Below are 20,121 nucleotides of genomic sequence, written 5' to 3'. Positions count from 1 at the left end.
GCAGGCGGCTCCACGCTCGGCTCCACGCCCGGCAGCGGCAGCGGCAGCGGCACAAGGGCCAGGTCCGGGAGCGAGGCCGAGGGTGCGGCCGCACCGCCGCCCCGCCCCGCATTCCGCCCGGTGACCATCCGCACCGCCCGGGACGCCGTGGCCGCGGCGGCGCTGTACCTGCGCTGGCTCGGCTTCCGCGACGTACGCCAGCCCGACGCGCGCCCGGTGCCCTCGGCGGCCGTGGACCTGCGGGCACCCGGCCTCGTGGCACAGGTGGACCCGACCACGGCGCCGGCCGGGCTGCGGGCGGTGGAGTGCGTCTGGCTGAACGGACTCACGGCGCCGACACCCGCCGCCTGTGTGTACTTCGCACTGGCGGGCTACACGGAGGCCGCCCGGACACGGGCGGACGAGCTGGGGATACCGCTGTTCGTCATGGACCTCACGGGCATGCCTCAGCCGGTCAACGACCCGGCGGAACGGCTGGCGGGAGGAGGGGCCTAGGCTGCTGGGAGGGTTCCGCAGCCGGCGTACCGGCGCGCCTACACTTGCCCACCTGCTGCACCTGCCGCCTGCCACCTGCCACCTGCCACCTGCCACCTGCCGAGGAGTGACGTCCCCGTGAGCCTGTACGACATCCCGCTGACCACCCTGTCCGACGAGCCCACCAGCCTCGCCGCCTTCAAGGGCAAGGCGATCCTGCTCGTGAACACCGCTTCGCAGTGCGGGCTCACCCCGCAGTACTCGGGGCTAGCCCGCCTGCAGTTCGCGTACGCGGAGAAGGGCTTCACGGTGATCGGTGTGCCGTGCAACCAGTTCGGCGGCCAGGAGCCGGGCACGGCGGAGGACATCCAGACCTTCTGCGCCACCGGTTTCGGCGTCACCTTCCCGATGCTCGAGAAGTCCGAGGTCAACGGCGAGAACCGGCACCCGCTCTACCAGGAGCTGGTCAAGACCCCGGACGCCGACGGTGAGGCCGGGGACATCCAGTGGAACTTCGAGAAGTTCCTGATCTCCCCCGCGGGCGAGGTCGTGGCCCGCTTCCGCCCGCGCACCGAGCCGGAGGCCCCCGAGGTCATCGCGGCGATCGAGGCCCAGCTGCCGACGGCCTGACCCGGTCCGCGCGTGGCCCGGTCCGCGCGTCGGCCCGTACGTGCGTACGCGCGTACGGGCCACGGGCGCCCGCCGGGTAAGGGCGGGCGGCCCGTACGGCCATGGGCCGACTGCCTGCCTCAGCGCAGGTCCGCCTCGTCGTACTCCTGCCCGGCCCCCTGAGCGGTGAGCTCGCGGAGCTGCACCCGGCGGATCTTGCCGGAGACGGTCTTCGGGAGCTCGGCGAACTCGATCCGCCGGATCCGCTTGTACGGCGAGAGCACCGCCCGGGAGTGCTCGAACAGCGCCTTCGCCGTCTCCGGCCCCGCCTCCCAGCCGGCGGCCAGGGCGACGTACGCCTTGGGCACGGCGAGCCGCAGCGGGTCCGGGGCCGGGACGACCGCGGCCTCGGCGACCGCCTCGTGCTCCAGCAGCGCGCTCTCCAGCTCGAACGGCGAGATCTTGTAGTCGGAGGCCTTGAAGACGTCGTCGGCGCGGCCGACGTAGGTGAGGTACCCGTCGGCGTCCCGCGCGGCGATGTCCCCGGTGCGGTAGACCCCGCCGGCCATCGCCTCGCCGGTGCGCGCGGGATCGTCGCGGTATCCGGTCATCACGCCCGCGGGACGCGGGGCCAGGTCCACGCACAGCTCGCCCTCGTCCGGGTCCTCCTTGCCGGTCACCGGGTCGACGAGCACGATCCGGTACCCGGGCGCCGGGCGGCCCATGGAGCCGGGCTTGACCGGGACCCCGGGGAAGTTGCCCACCTGGAGGGTGGTCTCCGTCTGCCCGAAGCCGTCGCGGATGGTCACGCCCCACGCCTGCCGGACCTGTTCGATGACCTCCGGATTCAGCGGCTCACCGGCCGCCACCGCTTCCCGGGGCGGGGTGCGCAGGGCTGTCAGGTCCGACTGGATGAGCATGCGCCACACGGTGGGCGGCGCGCAGAAGGAGGTCACGCCGCCGCGGTCCATCTCGGCCATCAGACGCCCGGCGTCGAAGCGGGTGTAGTTGTGGATGAAGACGGTGGCACCGGCGTTCCAGGGCGCGAAGAGGTTCGACCAGGCGTGCTTGGCCCAGCCGGGCGACGAGATGTTCAGGTGCACGTCGCCGGGGCGCAGACCGAGCCAGTACATCGTGGACAGGTGTCCGACGGGGTACGAGGCATGGGTGTGCTCGACGAGCTTGGGCCGGTCGGTCGTGCCGGAGGTGAAGTAGAGCATCAGCGGATCGGTGGCCAGGGTGATGCCGTCCGGCACGAACGCGGCGCCGCCGGCCGGGGTGCCCGTATCGCCCTGGCCGTCGTACAGGTCCGAGAGCCGCAGCCATCCGGCGGGGACGTCCTCCCCCGCGCCCGCGGCGATCCGGGTGTAGCCGCCGGGCACGTCGTCGAACTTGCCGGTGTCCTCGGCGCGGACGATGACGTGCCGGACCTGGCCGCGCTCGACGCGGTCGCGCAGATCGTGCGTACCCAGCAGCGGTGTGGCGGGGATGACGATGGCCCGCAGCTTCATCGCCGCCAGCATGACCTCCCACAGCTCACGCTGGTTGCCGAGCATGACCATGATCCGGTCGCCGGCGGCGACACCCTGCGCGCGCAGCCAGTTGGCGGCGGCGTCCGAGGTGGCCGACATCTGCGCGAAGGAGACCGCGCGGCTCGTCCCGTCCTCCTCGACGATGCGCAGCGCGTCGGTGTCGTTGCCGGCGGCGATGTGGTCGAACCAGTCGAGGGCCCAGTTGAAGCGGTCGGGGCAGGGCCAGGTGAAGCCGGCGTGGGCGCCGTCGTAGTCGCCGCGCCGGTCGAGGAGGAAGTCGCGTGCGGCAAGGAACTGGGCGGTGGCGTCCGGGTTCTTGTACGTGTTCGCGGTCATGGCAGGAATCGTGCCCCGTCCGGCCGGCCACCACCAGTGACCCACCGGCCGGGGCGGCGGGGAGGGCCGGCCGGACGGCGAACGACGCGAAGGGACAGCGTCGGTGGGTGTCACACGGCAACGGCCCCGAACTCCACGACCACCCGCTCCGCTTCGGTCATCGGCCCGCCCGCCAACAACTCGCCCTCCGCCACGATCTCCTCCTTCCGCCGCTCCCCCACCCCCTCGAACAGGTCGACGGTCAACCGAGCAGCCCCGCCCCCACCCTTGCCCTCCGCCTCCCCCTCGGTGAGTTTCCAGAGCCCGCCCAGGAACCCGTCGACGAGGAGCACGCGGTACGCCTGGTTCCCCTTCCAGGTGCGGCCCTTGAGGTCGGCCGGCACTACGCGGGTGCGGTCGGCGTGGGACAGGAGCAGGTTGTCGAACTCCGGCAGGAAGCGCGGCGGGGCCGGCGTGTCCTCGTCCGGCCGGGGCGCGTCCGGGAGGTCGAAGAGCTCGACCCCCTTCTCGTCGCGGAACGTCACCAGAGCAGGCCGCAGCCGCTCGAAGGCCGCCTTGAGCCGGGTCAGCCCGGCCCATGTCTGCATGTCCTGGACCGAGGCGGGGCCGAAGGCCGCCAGATAACGGAGCACGACCTCGTCCACGTACGCGCCGGCGTCCGTCCCCTGCCCGCCGACGCCGACGGGCCCGCCCCCGCCGCCCTGCCCGAGCCAGTGCTCCAGCGTGGTGAGCCGTACCTGGCCGCTACGCCCCCACACCCCGCGCGGGGTGACCTGGACCAGCGGCAGCCGGCAGCGCGCGGCGACCCCGAGGGACTGCGGGTCGGCGTCGGGCCAGTGCACCGCGAGCGCCTCGCGCAGCTCGGCCATGGTGCGCGGCGCCTCTTCCACGAGCTCGCGGGCCAGCCCCGCCAGCCGTACGAGGTCCACCCCGGCCAGGCCCTTGCGGAAGTAGTTCACCTCCCGGTCCCGCGCGGGCTGCACCAGCCCCCGCAGGGCCAGGGCGTCCTCGGCCGTATGGGTGTGGATGGTGGAGCGCATGGTCACCATCCGCACCACCTCGCGGGACTCCATGAGACCGGCCAGCTCGGCGGGGCGGAAGCCGGCGAGCCGGGCGTGGAGCTGGAAGTAGGGCGGCTTGACGTTCTGCGCCTGGAGTCCGACCAGGTGCGACACCGCGTCGCGGGCGGACAGTTCGGCGCGGCTGAGCAGCAGCTGGCGGGCGAGCGTGGCACGGTTCAGAGCGCGGGCGCCGAGCACGGCGTTCGTCGTGGAGGCCATACCCCCACGCTAGCCCCGCTCGCGGACACCTACTGTCCGCAATCCCCACCACGCACCCCCACCCATATACTCCTGAACACCACATTCCCCCCAGCACACCCCGGCCCCGGACCCCACACCCCACAGCCCACCCACCACCGCCGAACGCCACATCCCACAGCCGGACCCCAGAACCGACCACCCGACCCACCCATGACGGGGAGCTGACCTCGATGACGGAGCGCCGCAACCACCGCACCCCTCCGCCGGAGAAGCGTGCGGGCTGGCGCCGCTCCCCCTCCTCCTCCACTCCCCCGCCCGCGAAGCCCACCGCACCCAAGGCGGCTCCAACGCCGCACCCGGCCGAAGGGCACCGCAGCGTCGTCGACTCCGCCGTCTACCGCGACGGCCACCGGGTCGCCACCCCGGCCACCCTCGCCGAGACCTTCCGCCTGCTGCGCGAAGAACCGGACGGCATGGCCTGGATCGGCCTGCACCGCCCGACCGAGGACGAACTCCACTCCCTCGAAGCCGAGTTCAACCTGCACCCGCTCGCCATCGAGGACGCCCTGGAGGCCCACCAGCGGCCCAAGCTGGAGCGCTACGGCGACACCCTCTTCGTGGTCCTGCGCGCCGCCCGCTACCTCGACGCCCCCGAGGAGGTCGACTTCGGCGAGCTGCACGTCTTCGTCGGCCCGGACTTCCTCATCACCGTCCGGCACGGCGCCGCCCCCGACCTCTCGGCGGTCCGCCGCCGCATGGAGGACGCGCCCGAACTCCTCTCCCTGGGCCCGGAAGCGGTCCTGTACGCGATCCTCGACGCGGTGGTCGACGGCTACGCCCCCGTCGTCGAGGGAGTCCAGAACGACGTGGACGAGATCGAGACCGAGGTCTTCCGCGGCGACCCGGAGGTGTCCCGCCGCATCTACGAACTCTCCCGCGAAATGGTCGAGTTCCAACGCGCCACCCGCCCCCTGGTCGGCATGCTCCACGGCCTGATGGCGGGCTTCGCGAAGTACGGCACGGACGAGGAACTCCAGCGCTACCTGCGCGACGTGGCGGACCACGTGACCCACACCAGCGAACGCGTGGACGCCTTCCGCCAGGCCCTGACCGAAATCCTCACGGTCAACGCCACCCTGGTCTCCCAACAACAGAACGCAGAAATGCGCGCCCTGGCCGAAGCCGGCTTCGAACAGAACGAGGAAATCAAGAAGATCTCCGCCTGGGCCGCCATCCTCTTCGCCCCCACCCTGGTCGGCACCATCTACGGCATGAACTTCGAGGACATGCCCGAGCTGAAGTGGGCCGGCGGCTACCCCTTCGCGATCCTCCTGATGGCAGTGGTGTGCGTCAGCCTGTACGTCGTCTTCAAGAAGCGCGACTGGCTGTAGGCAGGGGAGCTGGTCCATCGACCGACGTCGCAGCAACGGGCAGGCCGCCCGTCCAGATGTGACGAATCGGTCTCGGATCGGGGGAAACGGCGCCCTGTTCCAGCAGAGGGGCTTCCCTGTTCAAGTAGCCGGAACCACCGCTGTAAGTGCTCTGCCAGGCCTCGGCCTCGGCTCTCGTACGCGCGCGGAACTCCTCGGAAGGTGCCACATGACCCAGCCCGCCACGGTGAGCCTGACCAAGGCGTCGCCCACGGTCTCACTTGACAAGCACGGGGTGACCTCAGGGCTGATCAAGGTCAACCTGAACTGGACATCACCGCAGGCTGCGGCCGGGCAATCGGCCCGCGAGCCCCGTGGCCTGTTCGGGCGGATACGGGCGTCGTTGCGGTCGGCCACGGCCAAGAACGTGGATCTCGACCTGGGCTGCATGATCCGGTGCACCGACGGCACCAAGACCGTGGTCCAGGCCCTGGGGAACGCGTTCGGTGCCGTGAACCGGTTCCCCTATGTCGCCCTGGACTCGGACGACCGGACCGGGGCCCGTGCGACCGGAGAGAACCTCGTCATCAACCTGGACCACCAGGCCGAGTTCCAGAAGCTCCTGCTCTTCGTCTACATCTACGACGGTTCCGGCGACTTCCGCGGCCTCGACGCGGTGGTGACCCTCACCTCCGACCGTGGCGACCGGTTCCAGGTCGACCTCGACGAATGCCCGCCCCAGGCGCACGCCTGCGCCATCGCCCTGATCAAGCGGCAGAAGGGCGAGCTCGTGATCGGGCGCGAGGTGCGCTGGTTCACCCCGCAGGACGGGCCCGGCGTCCAGGACGTGATCTCCCGGGCCTACCGGCTCGGCATGAAGTGGACTCCGGGAAGGAAGTAGCCACCCACCGCCGTCCGCCGCTCACCGCAACACCGGCGGACTCACCGTGCTTCGACCTCTGCTGTCAGCCGCGGGGCAAGGAGATCGATCGCTTCCTCCCAGGGGAAGCGGTCGGCCCCGCCGCCGGACTTCGGACGGTGGGGCTCGTAGCTGCCGATCAGCACGCCCATCTCCCGGAGCTCGTCGATGCTGCGCCGGTAGGCCCGGTGGGCGGCGAGCGCGGTGTTCACGTAGGGCAGCAGGACCGTGGGGACACGCATGCCGGGGGCTTCGCAGAGGATGCCGAGGGCCAGGTTGTCGGCGAAGCCCGCGGCCCATTTGTTGACCGTGTTGAACGTGGCCGGCGCGACCGCGATGGCATCGGCCCGCGGGTAGGACCGCGCCTCGCCGGGCGAGCGCCAGGCGGACCTGACCGGGTACCCGGTCTGCTCCTCGATCGCCAGGGTGTCGAGGAACTCGACACCCTGCGGCGTGGCGATCACCCCGACCTCCCAGCCCCGCTCCTGCGCTGCGGTGATCAGTCTGCCGACGTCGCCGGCGATCCCGGCGGCGCACACGACGGCGTACAGGAAGGGCTTGGACTGCGGCTCGGTCACGCGGGTACTCCCAGTCGGCGGCTGAAGTGGTGGAGCTCCGGCAGCGTACGTCGACGGTCCCGCGCGGCCATGTCTGCGACCAGCTCGCGGAGGCGGGACGGCGTACGTCCTGGGCGGCGCAGATCTCGGCGATCCGCAGGGCCTGGTAGCCGTCGGCCAGGCAGCCCTGCTGGGCGTAGGCGCGGGCGGCCTCGATCCAGAGTGCGGCACGTCGCTCAGGGACCGGGATGTGGCGGTGCATGAGCGGGCGGGCCGCGTCGAGGGCTATGCCCGCGTCGCCGAAGGAGACCGCCGCGCTGATCCGGTGAAGGGTGACGTTCGTCGGACTGACGTTGGCCCAGGCGTCCGGCCGGTCGAGGGCGACGTACCGGGCCACCTCCTCCGCTTCGGCGAGGAACTCCCCCGGTGGCGGCACGGTCGTCCGCGCGGCTCGCGGCCGTGGCTCCGCGCAGCAGGAGCAGCCCGAGGACGGCGAGGTGGTGCGGGGAGCGACGGTCGTACGAGCCGGTGAGATGGGAAGCGGTGTGCCGGATCAGCGTGACGACTTGTCCGGGGTGCCGGTTCGAAGCCACACACATCCGCACCGGCTCCGCCCTCATGGTGGCCGCCCTGAGCGCCCGCGGAATCACCACCCTCGGCGGAGTCGCCCAGCTGCGCCGGGGCCACGCCGACCTGCCCGGCAAGCTGATCCAGCTCGGCGCCGACAGCTGCGAGGTCGCCCCGTGACCGCGGACCGTTCGGTCCGGCAGGTCCTCGCCACCACGGACGTGCACTCCGCCCTCGGCGCCGGCGCCTCCTTCCTCGGCCACCTCCACGAGGCACGGTCTGACAGCCTGCTCGTGGACTGCGGCGACTTCTTCGAGGGCACCGGCTACTACCGGCTCGGCAAGGGCGCTCTCGAACGGGACGTCCTGCTCGGCCTGTACGACGTCATCGCCCCCGGAAACCACGGCTGGGCCCACTACTTCGAGCCCGCCCTCCACCAGCGGACCGTATGCGCGAACGCAGTCGACGGCTCGACCGGCACTCCGCTCTTCCGGCGCCTGCGCATCGTGGAGGTCGCGGGCCGGCCTACGGCCTCACGGGGGGTGATCGGGCTCCAGGCGTTCGACTCGATCCCGGTCACCCAACGGCCGGGGCAACGAGCCGTCGAGCCGGTGAAGGCCCTGCGCGAGCTGATGCTGGCGCACCACCACGAGGTCGACTCCTGGGTGCTCCTCAGCCACTCCGGCTTCGAGGAGGACCTCGGGCTCGCCGAAGCCTGCCCATTCCTGGACGTGATCTCCGCGGACCGCTGCCACAGCGATCACACGGGCCCCACACGCATCGGCAGCACCCTCGTCCTGAAGGGCCGCGAACGGGTCGGCGCACAGGGTGGCGACAGCCGCGTATGGACAGGAAGCCGCCGTTCCGACCCTGCGGTCTGCCTGTCGAGCCGGAGAATCGCCGGCTGGAGCCTCGCCCGGATCGCGCGTGTCCTGCCCGACCCGCCCGAACTGATTGACGGCGGATTCACTCCTTCCGGTAACGGAACCGTCTCACCGTCACGCTTCTCCCCCAGGACGGTTACGTAGGAGCACTCATTGAGCCAGGCCCAGGATCGACGGGCCGCAGCAGACAGGTGACACACATGCGAACCGAGGCCGCCAAGCGAGTCGAACTGGTCTTCTCCCTCTTCGACGCCAATGGCAACGGAGTCATCGACTCCAACGACTTCGACCTCATGACGGGCCGTGTTCTGGAGGCGGCGGTCGCATCGGACGACGGCGCCAAGGCCGCGATCCGGGCCGCGTTCCGCCGCTACTGGACGACGCTGGCCACGGAACTGGACGCCAACGGCGACGGTGTGATCAGCGTCGAGGAGTTCCGTCCGTTCGTGCTCGACCCCAAGCGCTTCGGTCCCACGATCACCGAGTTCGCCGAGGCGCTCGCCGCACTCGGCGACCCCGACAAGGACGGCCTGATCGAGCGCCCGCTTTTCGAATCGCTGATGACGGCGATCGGCTTCGAGAAGGCGAACATCCACGCGCTCTTCGACGCCTTCGGGCCGGACGCCAAGGACCGCATCACCGTGGCGACGTGGGCCGCAGGCATCAAGGACTACTACGCACCGGACATGGCCGGGATCCCGGGCGACCAGCTGGTGGCTGTCCGGGCCCTCTGACAAGGCCGGTCAGCGGCTGTCCCAGGACGGGGCGCTCGTTCATCATGGAACGACGCTCGCCATCCCGGGCGCGGGCCGGCAACCGCTACGACACAACCTGAGGGCGGGGCCTGCGGCAGGGCCCCGCCCTCAACTCCTGTGCTGTCGGGCAGTCGTTCCCGACAGCGGCGAAGCCCCGGGCCAGGTACGGGATGCCGAGGGACGTCGCCGTGAGTGCTGCCGACGTCATGGCCGGGGCTTGTGCGCGAACACCCACCGGTTTCCCTCCAGCGCATCGTTCGGCTCAGGGAGGGGGCCGCTTCCGTGTCGGCGGGTGAAATCGAAGGGCGTGTGCATCGAAGTGGACCAGCCCCTGGCCGTGAGGGCGCCCGCGGAGTCGGGTCGTGGTCCCGTGTCGAAGAGGTGGAGCAGGTCGATGCCGATCTGTTCTCGCGTCGCCGTGTAGACCGGGCTGTCGCGGTACGCCAGCAGGTCCTTCTCCAGCTTGGCCTCGAAGGCCAGAGCGCTGCCCGCGGTCGTCAGCCTGTCCACCGTGTCGATGAGGTACGTCTCGGCGGGGCCCGGCAGGTAGAAGAGCAGTCCCTCGGCCAGCCAGACGCTCGGCGCGGCCGGGTCGAAGCCGGCAGTGGTCAGCGCGGTGACCCAGTCCGCGCGCAGGTCGACCGGTACGGGGACGCGCTTCACCCTCGGGGCAGCCGACAGGCCGGTGAGCACCTGCTGCTTGAAGGCCAGCACGCCCGCCCTGTCGATCTCGAAGACCACCAAGTCGGACGGCCAGTCCAGCCGGAAGGCACGCGTGTCCAACCCCGCGCCCAGCAGGACCACTTGGCGGACGGACGTACCGACCGCCTGTAGGAGGAAGTCGTCGAGGACCCTGGTCCGCAGGCCGAAGTAGCGGGCGAAGCGCCCCCACAGCGGGTTATCGTCCCCGTCAGGGACCTGCTCGATGCGTACCGGCCAGTCGGTGCATGCCCGGGCGGCGCGCACGAAGTGTTCCGCGTAGACGTCCTGGGCCAGGCTGTCGTGGCGGTGGGTCTCGATCGCCCGTGCCGCGGCGACCAGGAGGGCGGTCAGGCCCACACCTCCGTCCACGCCTTCCGTATCTGTCTGCTGCGGGGCCGTGCCGGGCATGTTTCCTCCGTTGGCGGGAGTGGGGGTGCAGGGTGTGGGGTGTCTGCTTGTCGGATGGGTGGGTCCGCGGTTCCGTGCGCCCCGCTCATCGGCTTGTTCGCTCCGGGAGCAGGACGGGTTTGACCACGCGGCCCGCGTCGCAGTCGCGTTCGGCCTCGTTGATGTCGGCCAGCGGGTAGGTGCGGATCAGCTGGTCGAAGGGGAAGCGGCCGGCCTGCCACAACCCAGTCAGCCGGGGTATCAGCAGTCCGGGTACGGCGTCCCCTTCGCAGATGTGGCGGATGCTGCGGCCTCGGTCGAGGGTGCCCGGTTCGAGCGGCAGCGCGGTGTGGAGGCGAGCCACCAGGCCGAGGCTGCCGGTAGGGCGCAGCGCCTGGAGCGCGTTGTTGATGAGCGGGGCCGAGGCCGTGGTGTCCAGGGCGTACTGCGCGCCGCCGTCGGTCAGCCGTCGGATCCGTTCGGGCAGTCCAGCCGTTGCGGCGGGCAGTGGGATCGCACCGAACCGTTCGGCCAGGGCCAGTCGTTGGGGATGCCGGTCGACGGCCACGGTCAGGACGCCGGCGGCGGTGGCGGCCATCACCGCGGCCAGGCCCACGGCTCCGGCGCCGAGGACCGTCAGGGTGTCGCCGGGGCCTGCGCCGAAGGTGTTCAGCACGGCTCCGGCGCCGGTGAGGAAGCCGCAGCCGAGGGGCCCGAGCAGTTCGAGTGGCAGCGCCGGGTCGATCCGGACGGCGTTGCGGGCCGGGACGAGCGCGTATTCGGCGAACGAGGACTGGCCGAACCAACGGGGGGCCAACGCTTTCCCGGTCGCGTCGGTGAGCCGCGGCACTGCCTCCTCGCGTCCTCCGAAAAGGTTGAGGGAAGCGAAGGAGTCGCAGTAGGCGGGGGCCGCGCCGAGGCAGTTGTGGCAGTGCCCGCAAGAGTCGAAGCTCAGCACGACGTGGTCACCCACGTTGATCGCGGCGTCAGGGCCGCTGCCCGTCCGCACCACGACCCCGGCGCCCTCGTGGCCCAGGACGGCCGGGAGCGGGCTGCGGCCGGCGGATCGCCGGACCGCGAGATCGGTCCGGCACATCCCTGCGCCCGCGATCTCGACCAGGATCTCGCCCTCGTCGGGTTCCGTCCGCAGGGTCACCTCCTCGACCGTGAACGGGTCCTCGTGCGAGCGCAGTACGGCCGCCTGGAACCTCATCGTCACCCCTCCTGCGGGCGGTGGACGACGAACGGCCGGAGGTTTCCGTAGAGCCCCCACGGTCCGCCCGCGACGCCGACCCCGCTGTCCTTGACGCCTGCGAAGGGCTGGGCGAGGGACAGTTCGGCATGGTGGTTGATCCAGGCCGTGCCGCATTCGAGCCGGTCGGCCACGGCCTCGGCCCGGTCGAGATCGGTGCCCCAAACGGATCCGCCCAGCCCGAAGCCGGTGCCGTTGGCCGCGTCGACGGCTTCGTCGAGGCTCCTGTACGGAAGCACCGGCAGCACCGGTCCGAACTGTTCCTCGGTCACTACCGGACTGCCGGGCGGGACGTCGGTGAGGATCGTGGGGGCGAAGAAGTATCCCGGCCCGTCCAGCCGGTGGCCGCCGGACGCCACCCGGGCGCCGTCAGCCAGAGCCTGCTCCGTGATCTGTTCGACCCGGGCCAGCTGTGGGGCGTTGTTGACCGGTCCCAGCCGGGTTTCGGGGTCGAGTCCGGGCCCGACAGCGACCGCCTTCGCGCGCTGGGCGAGGGCTTCGACGACCTCGGCGTGGAGCCGGGCCGGGACGTAGACGCGTTTGACCGCCATACAGACCTGCCCGCAGTTGCGGAACGCCGCCCAGAACAGCCGGTCCGCGATCCGGTCCACGTCGACGTCGTCCAGCAGGACGGCGGCGTCGTTGCCGCCCAGCTCCAGGGTGACCCGGGCGAGCGAGCCTGCCGCCGCTGCGGCGACGGCCCGCCCGGTGGGCACCGAACCGGTGAAGGTGACGTGGCGGATGCCCGGGTGGGACGCGAGGCGGGCACCGAGGGGCTCGCGGCCCGTGACGACGGTCAGTACGTCCTCGGGCAGGACGGCGGCGAGGACGGACCCGAGCAGCCGGGTGGCGAGCGGAGTGAACGGCGACGGTTTGAGGACCATGGTGTTGCCCGCCGCGAGCGCGGGCGCGAACTTCGCCGCCGCGAGCTGGAGGGGAAAGTTCCACGGCACGATCGCGGCGACGGGCCCCAGGGGACGCCAGCGGATCTCGCTGTGCACGGGCCGGCCGTCGTCGATCCGGCGGGTCCGGGGGGCCAAGTCCGCGAAGTAGCGCAGGCGGGCCGCAGTACGGGCGACCTCCGCGCACGACTCGGCCAGGGGCTTGCCCTGTTCCCGGGTGAGCAGCCGGGCAAGGTCGTCGCCGGCCGTCTCCACGGCGTCGGCCGCGGCGCGCAACGCGGCGGTGCGGGCGGCGGGGTCCGCGCGCCAGCCGTGCCAGGCTCGCTGGGCTCGGACGATCACGTCGTCCAACTCGCCCGGTTGCTGGTCGGAGGCCTCGTCGAAGGTCTCCCCGGTGGCCGGGTCGACGACGGAGAAAGATACGGCCCGGCGTCCGGGGACACTGCGGGCCTCAGGCGTCTGCATGCCGGCGGTCAGTTCACGGCGGGGACGCCGACTGCGTGCTCCCGGGCGTGCCGGTCCATCTCCGCCCGGAAGGCCGCCACGAGATGCGGCTGGATCCGCCCGGTGTTGCGGTCGCCGCCTTCGCAGACCGCTCCCCGCACGCCCACGATGTCCGTGCCCATGCGGGTCAGCGGACCGAGGTCGGCCTGAGTGATACTGCCCGCGAGGGCAGCGAGCAGACCGGAGGCGTGGGCCAGCCGTACGAACTCGGCACAGACCTCCGGTGGAACGTGGTCGAACAGCCGCGTCCCGTCCTTAATAGCGGTGTCGAGCATGGCCGCGTCGGCACCGGAGCGGGCGGCGATGTCGGGCAGGGCGAGCGGGTTGACGCAGCCGATGCGGTAGGCGTCGGCGTAGCCGGAGGCGACGACGAGCGCGTCGGGGCGGTGGTCCTTCACCGCCCGGACGACCGCGCGCATGACCTCGATGCCCTGATCGGGCGTCGTGCATCCGTAGAGGCCGACCTTGATGTACGTGGCGCCGGAGACGACCGCACCGAGCGCGGCCTGCGCCACCGTGCCAGGCTTGTACGGGACGTCACCCACGGTGGCGGACACTGGCTTGTCCGCCGGCACCGCGTGGCGGATCTCCCTGATGACCCAGGGGAAGTTAGCTCCGAGCGAGCCCTCGTCGGGCTTCTTCACGTCGACGATGTCGAGGTGCTCCGCCGCCTTCACACAATCGAGGGCTTCCTCGACGCTGTCCGGGGAGATGAGAAGCAACATGATGAGCTCCTTCCGCCGCATGTCCACCTGGCCGAGGGGCATGGGGATGCGGATCACCTGGTTCATGTGCGGTGCACTCATCATTCCCGGCACCCGTGGGCACCGGTAGGGCGCGCAGAGTTCCCATGGGGCGCAAGTGTCACGAGTAGTGCGCCATGCATACCGGGGCGAACCGGACCCCACTGGCAACATTTCGCCCTATTTTTCCAGGGGAGAAGGTCGCCAAATGCCCTGCGCTGCCGGCCTGTGTCCGTCAGGATCGACATGGCTTGGCGCCAGGGTGCGTGGGGCCGATGCCACGGATAGCGACCGTTTTGGAGATTTCATGTCACTCACCAGCGGGGCTGCCCGGCTGTACGCGGACCGCGATTTCGCCGGTTCCGATGTGGTCTGACCGAGGGCGCGTACAACATCGGCTTCCTTGAGGGTGGTGTCGGCAACGACACCGTCAGCGCGCTCCAGGTCGCGCCCGGCTACCAGGTCACCCTCTACACCGACGCGGACTTCGGCGGCGTCAGCAAGGACTTCACCGCCGACACCCCCCACGTGGGCGCCGGCCTCGACGACAAGGTCTCCTCCGTCAAGGTCACCAAGCTCACTGACCGGGGCCTCCCCTTCAACGACGACCTCCTGCTCGACGGGTCCTCCACGATCGAGATCGTCTACCTCTAGGACACCACCGGCACGAGCTGGGTGGTGTAGGGCTGCAACGCCGAGCCCCGGTAGACACTTCTACCGGGCCCCGTCCACGCCCAGCTCGACGAGCGCGGCAAGCTGCGCCGGCTCCAGCCGATCGCGGCACTGCTTCTGGCTGGCGATCCACACCCCCGTGGACCTCCGCTGGGGGGAATCTGGGGGGAATGAGGCCTCGTTGGGGGCGGCTGGGGGGAATCGGCTGCATATACGGGGAGCAGGGTGAAAGACTCGGAAAGGTCGATCGCTGCAGGTCAGACCGCCCAAGTAGGCAATTTCCGCAGGTCAGCGGTGTGAGGGTGACGACTTCAAGAAGATTTCCGCCTGGGCGGCCATCCTCTTCGCCCCCACCCTGGTCGGCACCATCTGCGGCATGAACTTCGAGGACATGCCCGAGCTGAAGTGGGCCGGCGGCTGCCCCTTCGCGATCCTCCTGATGGCAGTGGTGTGCGTAAGCCTGTACGTGATCTTCAAGAAGCGCGACTGGCTGTAGCAACTCACCCCACAACCTTGATCGACCGCCTTCAGCCGCGTGCCTGCAGAGGGCAACGAAATCGGGTGGCACAGCATCTGCTGTACCTCCGTTCGCCGCGACCAGGCGTGTCCTGTCTTCCCGGACGACTACGGGCCGACAGTTGGCCCCTGGCCATGCGTGTTGGCCGTGGACCATCGATGTCCGACCCCATGGCTAGCCTGTCCTTGTGATGCCTGCTGATGACCGACAGTTCCCCGCCGCACTCGCCACTGCGATGGCCGTTCGATTCGACTACGCAGACGGGAACGGGATTGACTTCGAGCCCTTCCCGGCCTTCCTGCCCGCAGCCGAGACCACCGACTGGTTCCAGGCGTGGACCGGGAACAGCGAACTGGACGGCAGCGACTTCCGCGTGTTCGGGCAGGACGGCTCGGGCGGGTACGCGGCGTTCTGGCTGATCCGCCCGCGCCGGCCGCTGGCCGAGCAGCCCGTGGTCTTCCTCGGGTCCGAGGGGGAGACCGGTGTTGTCGCGCGCGACCTGGGCGACTTCCTGTGGCTGCTGGCCGACGGCTTCGGCCCCTGGGAAGCCGCCACCTCGTACGAGCCCGACTGGAAGGCGCGCCCCCATCAGGAGTTGACAGCCGTCGCCGAAGGATTCGCACCGCACCAACGTCGATCGGCCGCCGCCGTGATCGAGCGGGCAACCCAGGAGTTCCCGGACTTCGACGACACCATCATGGCGCTCTGCCGCTGACCCAGTACCCCCACCACTGGCTTGACCGGGGCCCGGTGGGTACCGTGCTCGGCCAGCTGCCGGGCCAGTCGGCGCAGGCCGTCGGACGGCAGACCGCGGCGGCGGACCTCGGCGCTGAGCTCGTCGGCGACCTCGATCGGCGAGCAGGTGGTGAGGAGGTGGTGGGTGAGTTCGGCGCCGGTGGGAGGGGGAGCAGCGTCGTCGATCGGGGTACCTCTCGTACGTCCAGGGTGTCCTCACCGCCGCCTACGAAGACGGGGCGGGTGCCGTCCGGGCGGGCATCGGGGAGCGGGTCACCGAACGCGGGCCAGGGACCGGGGCCGTAGCAGCCGCGGAGGGTTCGGGCATGGTCGAGAAGGGTGGGAATCGCGCCGGCGGCATCGCCGCTGGGCGCCCACAGTGAGCCGGTCAACGACCGGAGGGCCGGCTGCCCTTTCGTGATGTCATGACGTGGATGGTGCCCAATGCGGTTCGTCCTGGCAACCGCCGCTCCCTGACGCGTGGGCCGGGGACCATGAGGGCGACGCGCCACCCCGAGTTCACCGGGAGCTCGCCCGACGGACGCTCAAACCCCTCCCGTCGGCGGCGATCAGGACCGTACGATGCCCCTGCGATGCGCGCGCGCCGCGACACACGACGGCTCAGGGGGAGGCGCGATGGCAGCGGGGTGGAGCAGTGGTGTGCCCGAGGAGGCCGCCGAGGATGTGGTCGACCGGGTCTGGCAGTCGCTGCCCGGTGGGGTGGAGCTGTACCGGCTGAGGCCGGACGGCGGGATCGTGCTGGCCGACCGCGAGGGGGTCCGGGAGCTCGGGCCCGAGCGGGAGTTCCTGCGGTTCATCGACGACGGGCAGTTCGCCCACTACCTGGTCGGCGACGCCGCGACCTCGCCCGACCGGCCCTCCAACGCCACCGTCAAGCTCGGGGTCGTCGGCCCGCGCAGCGCCTTCACCCCGCACGCGCACGGCGGCGAGCACTTCGTCCTCAGCCTCGGCCACGCGGCGTGCGGGCTCTACGACGCCGACCGGGACCGGGTCGCCGACGTCCCGCTCACCCCGGGCATGCTCATCCGCATCCCGGAGATGATGCCCCACTCCTTCGCCAACCGGGGCACCGATCCGCTGACCATCCTCGCGGCCAACACCGGCTACGGCATCGACCACGAGGACTACGCCATCACCGCCGGCGAGGCCGAACGCCGGGCCGGCACGGCCCGAGCCGATGCGTCGCGCGGCGCCGGGAGCGGTGCCGGGACCGGTGCCGGGAGCGGTGCTGCCCTGACCGCCGTCACCACCACCGACTACCAGGCCCTCGCCGCCGCCCTGCGCGACATCGAGCACGCCCAGCGGGTCCGCGGCATAGCCGGCACCACGCTGCGGGAGCGGCTGGCCGCGCGGCTGCGGCGGGCGGCCGCCGCCCTGGAGGTCCGCCGGTGATCTGCCCGCACTGCGAGAAGAACCTGCTCCGCAAGGAACGTACCGGGAACACCTGTTCCCACTGCCACCGCCGCTATGCCCTCGATCCCAAGACCAACCCCCTGGCCCTGAACGACCTGCGCATCCGCAGGGTGGTCCACCGGATCACGGACGAGGGCCGGATCAGCGTCAGCACGGGCCAGTTGTGGTACGCGCTGTCGCGCAAACGGATCACGGAGGCCGAGTTCGGGTCCGGCAGCCTCGGTGTCACCTGCGGCGTCGGCCTCTTCGTCGGCTTCCTCGGGATCGTCGCCGAGCTGGTCCCGCTGCTCTACGTGTCCGGGTTCCTGCTGGTCGCCGTGGGCGGCATCCTCGCCGCCCGGTGGGCAGGGATCGGCAAGGGCATCCCGCCCGTCACCCACGAGCTGTTCCGCAAGGACGCGCTCGGCGAGTGGCAGCGGGTGTACGGCGGGCTGCCGCCCGGGGTGGTCGACGACACCGGCGATCCCTGGCGCGCCACCGCCCAAGCCCTCGCATCCGCCCCCGCATCCGCTCCCGCCACGGGGCGTACCGCCGTACTGCTCTGCTCCGACCGGTCCGTCGCCACCTTCCTCGCCGCCAACGCAGTGCCCTTCCGTCACGGCATCCCCCTCGTGCGCGACCCCCGGGACCTGCGGAAACTGCCGGCGGGCCTGCCGGTGCTGGTCCTCCACGACGCCGACGCGGAGGGCGAACTGCTCGTCCACCGGCTGCGCGACGAACTGCCCGGCCGCCGCGTGGTCGACGCCGGGCTGCCGCTGCGTACGCTACGGCCCCTGCCCGGCGGCGTGCCGTACCGGGACCCGGCGCGCAAGCCGGGCGCCGAGGAGATGCGCCGGCTGCGCGAGCTCGGCACGGTGACCCCGGAGGAGCTCGACCGGCTGGCCAAGGGCTGGCGGTTCCCGCTGGTCGCCGTGCCGCCGAGCAAGCTGCTCGACGTCGTCACCCGGTTCGCCGAGGAGGCCGGCCGCAAAACCGACTCCGAGCGCCGGCGCGCGGCCGCGGTGGGCTTCATGACCTGGCCGGGAACGGGCACGGCGGACGGCTCGGCGGCGGCCGCCGGTGGTGGTGCGCGGTGAAGTGCCCCCGCTGTTCCCTCGAAGTCAACCAGAAGGAGCGGGCCGGACGGGTCTGCTCGCGCTGCCACCGGCCGTTCGCCTTCGACCCGAGGCTGCACGGCCGGGGCATGCACGACACGCGCGTCCGGCGCATCGCGGAGCGCGCCACCCGGGGCGGCGGCCTCACCGCCGGGACCCGGGGCAGTGGCCTCACCGTCACCCTCACCCAGCTCTGGTACCTCTGCCGCACCGGCAGCGGCGTGTGGGGCCCCGTCCCGGCACGCGGCGTCCCGCCCCTCGTCCGTTGGCTGGTGGCCGTACCCCTGGCGGCGGCCCTCTCCGGATGCGTGGCGCTGACCGAGGGATTCCTCCCGGCCGCGGCCCTTCTCGTGGCGGCCGCGACCGTCCTGATCACCGCCACGCGCATGCGGTACTCCCCTGCGCGGCCGGCGGGCTCGTACGTCACCCCGGACCAGGCCGGCTTCCGCCACGTGATGAGCGGCGCCTGGACGACCGCGTACGGACAGCTGCCCCAGGGGATCACCGACGACCTCCGCGAGAGCGGGGAGGACCGTACGGGGCCGCGGGTGCCCGGTCCCGAGGCCGTGATCCTGTGCACCGACCGCGCGGTCACGGTGTTCCTGGTGGCCAACGAGCTCCCGGTGCGCCTGCGGTCATGGCTGGTGGAGCCCGCGTACGCCACCACCGGCGCCGCCCTCGACGCGCTCGCCGGCGTCCCGGCCGAGCTCCCGGTGGTCGTGCTGCACGACGCGAGCGCGCAGGGGGTCCTGCTGGCGCCGCTGGTCCGGGCCGCGTACCCGGACCGGGTCGTGATCGACGGCGGGCTGCGCCCGGGGGCGGTCATGGACCGGCGGGGCGCCGTCCACCTCCGCGCCTCCGCGCCCCTGCCGGACCTCGACGCCGGTCAGCTGCGGGCGGTCGCCGGCCTGAGCGCGGCGGAGGCCGACTGGCTGGCCGACGGCTTCCTCAGCCCGATCGCCGCCGTGCCGCCGGCGGTACTGGCGTCCGCCGTCGAACAGGCGGTACGCCGGGCCACCCGGGCGGCGCCCTCACCCCGGCCCGCCACCCGGGCCCGCGCCCAGGGCTTCCTGACCTGGCCGGACCCGGACCTGGGCCCGGACCTGGACCCGGCCCAGGCCCCCGCCTCCGACTCAGCCACGGCACCCGCACGCAGCACGAAAGGCCCCCGCACGCGATGAGTCCGCCCCCGCAGGGTCCGCGCCCGATGGATCCGCCCCGCTCCCCCGTCGTCCGCCCGGGCCTCGGCGGGCTGCTGCTCGACCGCGCCCTGACGGTGGCCGCCGCCCGGGCCGCCGAGCCCGGCGGACTCCGCTTCACGGAACGGCAGCTCTACTACGAGACCCGCCGCGTCCTGTCGCCGGCCGTTCCGCTGCGGCTGTCCGCCTTCACCCGCGCCCTGGACGCGCGGGGCCGCGAGAGCGTCCCCGGCCTCCTGCCGCCGGCGCCGGCGTCCGCCCCGCGGCCGGTGACCGTACGGGAGGAACGGGAGGAACGGGAAGGCTCATCGGAGCCGGACCTGTACGACTACGGCGTGCCCTGCGTGCTGCTCTGCCAGGACCGTGACATCGCGGCCATGCTGCTCGCCAACCACGTCCACCTGGAGGCCGCCTGCCCGGTCCTCGCGGCACCCGACGCCCTGCCCCTCGACCCGCGCCTGCTCGCCGCCATGGAACGGACGCCCGACGCGACCGTGTACGTCCTGCACGACGCGAGTCCGGCGGGCGTGTTGCTCCCGGCCCGGGTGCGGGCGGCGACGGGCGGGGCCGCCGCCCGGGTCCGGGTCAGCTCGCTGGGGCTCGTACCCCGCCATGCGGCAGCGCTCGGCCTGCCGTCCGGGCGCGGCCCGGCCCCGTCAGCGCAGGCCGTCGCCGCATGGCCGTCCGGGCTGCTGCCGCGGGAGGTGGCCTGGCT

The 20,121-nt window shown here is 72.0% G+C and carries 18 protein-coding genes and 4 pseudogenes; 14 read left to right on the top strand and 8 right to left on the bottom strand.

The window, feature by feature from the left end:
- Together GPJ59_RS18600 and GPJ59_RS18595 are read left to right on the top strand one after the other, a co-directional pair.
- A partial coding sequence (locus tag GPJ59_RS18600) for a hypothetical protein (RefSeq protein WP_258024587.1) occupies positions 1 to 495 on the top strand: 495 nt, incomplete at its 5' end.
- A gap of 117 nt (positions 496 to 612) precedes the next feature.
- The gene (locus GPJ59_RS18595) at positions 613 to 1,104 is read left to right on the top strand and encodes a glutathione peroxidase (protein WP_219668317.1); all 492 of its coding nucleotides are present in this window, start codon (positions 613 to 615) and stop codon (positions 1,102 to 1,104) included.
- 119 nt (positions 1,105 to 1,223) lie between these two features.
- On the opposite strand, the gene GPJ59_RS18590 is transcribed toward GPJ59_RS18595, so the two are convergent.
- Both GPJ59_RS18590 and GPJ59_RS18585 read right to left on the bottom strand, forming a co-directional pair.
- Positions 1,224 to 2,951: an AMP-binding protein gene (locus GPJ59_RS18590; protein ID WP_219668316.1), complete on the bottom strand. Its 1,728-nt coding sequence runs from the start codon at positions 2,949 to 2,951 to the stop codon at positions 1,224 to 1,226.
- 110 nt (positions 2,952 to 3,061) lie between these two features.
- Complete coding sequence (locus GPJ59_RS18585; protein ID WP_219668315.1) at positions 3,062 to 4,231, bottom strand: winged helix DNA-binding domain-containing protein; 1,170 nt, start codon at positions 4,229 to 4,231, stop codon at positions 3,062 to 3,064.
- A gap of 212 nt (positions 4,232 to 4,443) precedes the next feature.
- On the opposite strand from GPJ59_RS18585, the gene GPJ59_RS18580 reads away from it, so the two are divergent.
- Both GPJ59_RS18580 and GPJ59_RS18575 read left to right on the top strand, forming a co-directional pair.
- Positions 4,444 to 5,604, top strand: coding sequence for a magnesium and cobalt transport protein CorA (locus tag GPJ59_RS18580; protein ID WP_219668314.1), 1,161 nt, complete (start codon positions 4,444 to 4,446; stop codon positions 5,602 to 5,604).
- A 208-nt stretch (positions 5,605 to 5,812) separates the two neighbouring features.
- Positions 5,813 to 6,484, top strand: a complete 672-nt coding sequence (locus tag GPJ59_RS18575) for a hypothetical protein (protein WP_219668313.1) — start codon at positions 5,813 to 5,815, stop codon at positions 6,482 to 6,484.
- Positions 6,485 to 6,525: 41 nt separating this feature from the next.
- Here the strand turns inward: GPJ59_RS18575 and GPJ59_RS18570 are convergent, their stop codons facing one another.
- Positions 6,526 to 7,080 carry a flavoprotein gene (locus GPJ59_RS18570; protein ID WP_219668312.1) on the bottom strand — a complete coding sequence of 185 codons (555 nt, stop codon included), beginning with the start codon at positions 7,078 to 7,080 and terminating at the stop codon, positions 6,526 to 6,528.
- Positions 7,077 to 7,631, bottom strand: a pseudogene (locus GPJ59_RS37570) (helix-turn-helix domain-containing protein); the annotation flags it as partial. The gene GPJ59_RS18570 and the pseudogene GPJ59_RS37570, both read right to left, overlap by 4 nt.
- Before the next feature lie 7 nt (positions 7,632 to 7,638).
- On the opposite strand from GPJ59_RS37570, the pseudogene GPJ59_RS18565 reads away from it, so the two are divergent.
- The 3 genes and pseudogenes from GPJ59_RS18565 to GPJ59_RS18555 form a co-directional block, all read left to right on the top strand.
- A pseudogene (locus GPJ59_RS18565) lies at positions 7,639 to 7,806 on the top strand (UDP-N-acetylglucosamine 1-carboxyvinyltransferase); the annotation flags it as partial.
- Positions 7,803 to 8,438 (top strand): annotated as a pseudogene (locus tag GPJ59_RS18560) (bifunctional metallophosphatase/5'-nucleotidase); the annotation flags it as partial. The pseudogenes GPJ59_RS18565 and GPJ59_RS18560, both read left to right, overlap by 4 nt.
- Before the next feature lie 272 nt (positions 8,439 to 8,710).
- Positions 8,711 to 9,244, top strand: a complete 534-nt coding sequence (locus tag GPJ59_RS18555; RefSeq protein ID WP_219668310.1) for an EF-hand domain-containing protein — start codon at positions 8,711 to 8,713, stop codon at positions 9,242 to 9,244.
- A gap of 225 nt (positions 9,245 to 9,469) precedes the next feature.
- Here the strand turns inward: GPJ59_RS18555 and GPJ59_RS18550 are convergent, their stop codons facing one another.
- From GPJ59_RS18550 to GPJ59_RS18535, 4 genes are all read right to left on the bottom strand, one after another.
- Positions 9,470 to 10,375, bottom strand: coding sequence for a class I SAM-dependent methyltransferase (locus GPJ59_RS18550; RefSeq protein ID WP_219668309.1), 906 nt, complete (start codon positions 10,373 to 10,375; stop codon positions 9,470 to 9,472).
- Between the two features lie 85 nt (positions 10,376 to 10,460).
- A complete protein-coding gene (locus GPJ59_RS18545) occupies positions 10,461 to 11,567 on the bottom strand; it encodes an NAD(P)-dependent alcohol dehydrogenase (protein WP_219668308.1) in 1,107 nt (368 codons plus the stop codon).
- 2 nt (positions 11,568 to 11,569) lie between these two features.
- On the bottom strand, positions 11,570 to 12,973 hold the full coding sequence (locus GPJ59_RS18540; protein ID WP_219668307.1) for an aldehyde dehydrogenase family protein: 1,404 nt from the start codon (positions 12,971 to 12,973) through the stop codon (positions 11,570 to 11,572).
- Positions 12,974 to 12,981: 8 nt separating this feature from the next.
- Positions 12,982 to 13,737: a (5-formylfuran-3-yl)methyl phosphate synthase gene (locus GPJ59_RS18535; RefSeq protein ID WP_219668321.1), complete on the bottom strand. Its 756-nt coding sequence runs from the start codon at positions 13,735 to 13,737 to the stop codon at positions 12,982 to 12,984.
- Positions 13,738 to 14,283: 546 nt separating this feature from the next.
- Between GPJ59_RS18535 and GPJ59_RS37565 the strand changes: the two genes are divergently transcribed.
- The 7 genes and pseudogenes from GPJ59_RS37565 to GPJ59_RS18505 all read left to right on the top strand — a co-directional run.
- A complete protein-coding gene (locus GPJ59_RS37565; protein WP_258024586.1) occupies positions 14,284 to 14,409 on the top strand; it encodes a hypothetical protein in 126 nt (41 codons plus the stop codon).
- 328 nt (positions 14,410 to 14,737) lie between these two features.
- A pseudogene (locus tag GPJ59_RS18530) lies at positions 14,738 to 14,923 on the top strand (CorA family divalent cation transporter); the annotation flags it as partial.
- Between the two features lie 256 nt (positions 14,924 to 15,179).
- Entirely contained in the window at positions 15,180 to 15,659 is a 480-nt protein-coding gene (locus GPJ59_RS18525) for an SMI1/KNR4 family protein (RefSeq protein WP_258024585.1), read from the top strand.
- A gap of 656 nt (positions 15,660 to 16,315) precedes the next feature.
- Positions 16,316 to 17,092, top strand: coding sequence for a cupin domain-containing protein (locus GPJ59_RS18520; RefSeq protein ID WP_258024584.1), 777 nt, complete (start codon positions 16,316 to 16,318; stop codon positions 17,090 to 17,092).
- Complete coding sequence (locus GPJ59_RS18515; protein ID WP_219668306.1) at positions 17,089 to 18,189, top strand: hypothetical protein; 1,101 nt, start codon at positions 17,089 to 17,091, stop codon at positions 18,187 to 18,189. Before GPJ59_RS18520 ends, GPJ59_RS18515 begins: the two co-directional genes overlap by 4 nt.
- A 107-nt stretch (positions 18,190 to 18,296) precedes the next feature.
- Complete coding sequence (locus GPJ59_RS18510) at positions 18,297 to 19,388, top strand: hypothetical protein (protein WP_219668305.1); 1,092 nt, start codon at positions 18,297 to 18,299, stop codon at positions 19,386 to 19,388.
- Positions 19,389 to 19,414: 26 nt separating this feature from the next.
- On the top strand, positions 19,415 to 20,121 hold a 707-nt coding region (locus GPJ59_RS18505), incomplete at its 3' end, for a hypothetical protein (RefSeq protein WP_219668304.1).

The sequence above is a fragment of the Streptomyces bambusae genome (assembly GCF_019400985.1).
Lineage (GTDB): Bacteria > Actinomycetota > Actinomycetes > Streptomycetales > Streptomycetaceae > Streptomyces > Streptomyces bambusae_A.
This window is presented reverse-complemented; position numbering and strand designations above follow the sequence as displayed.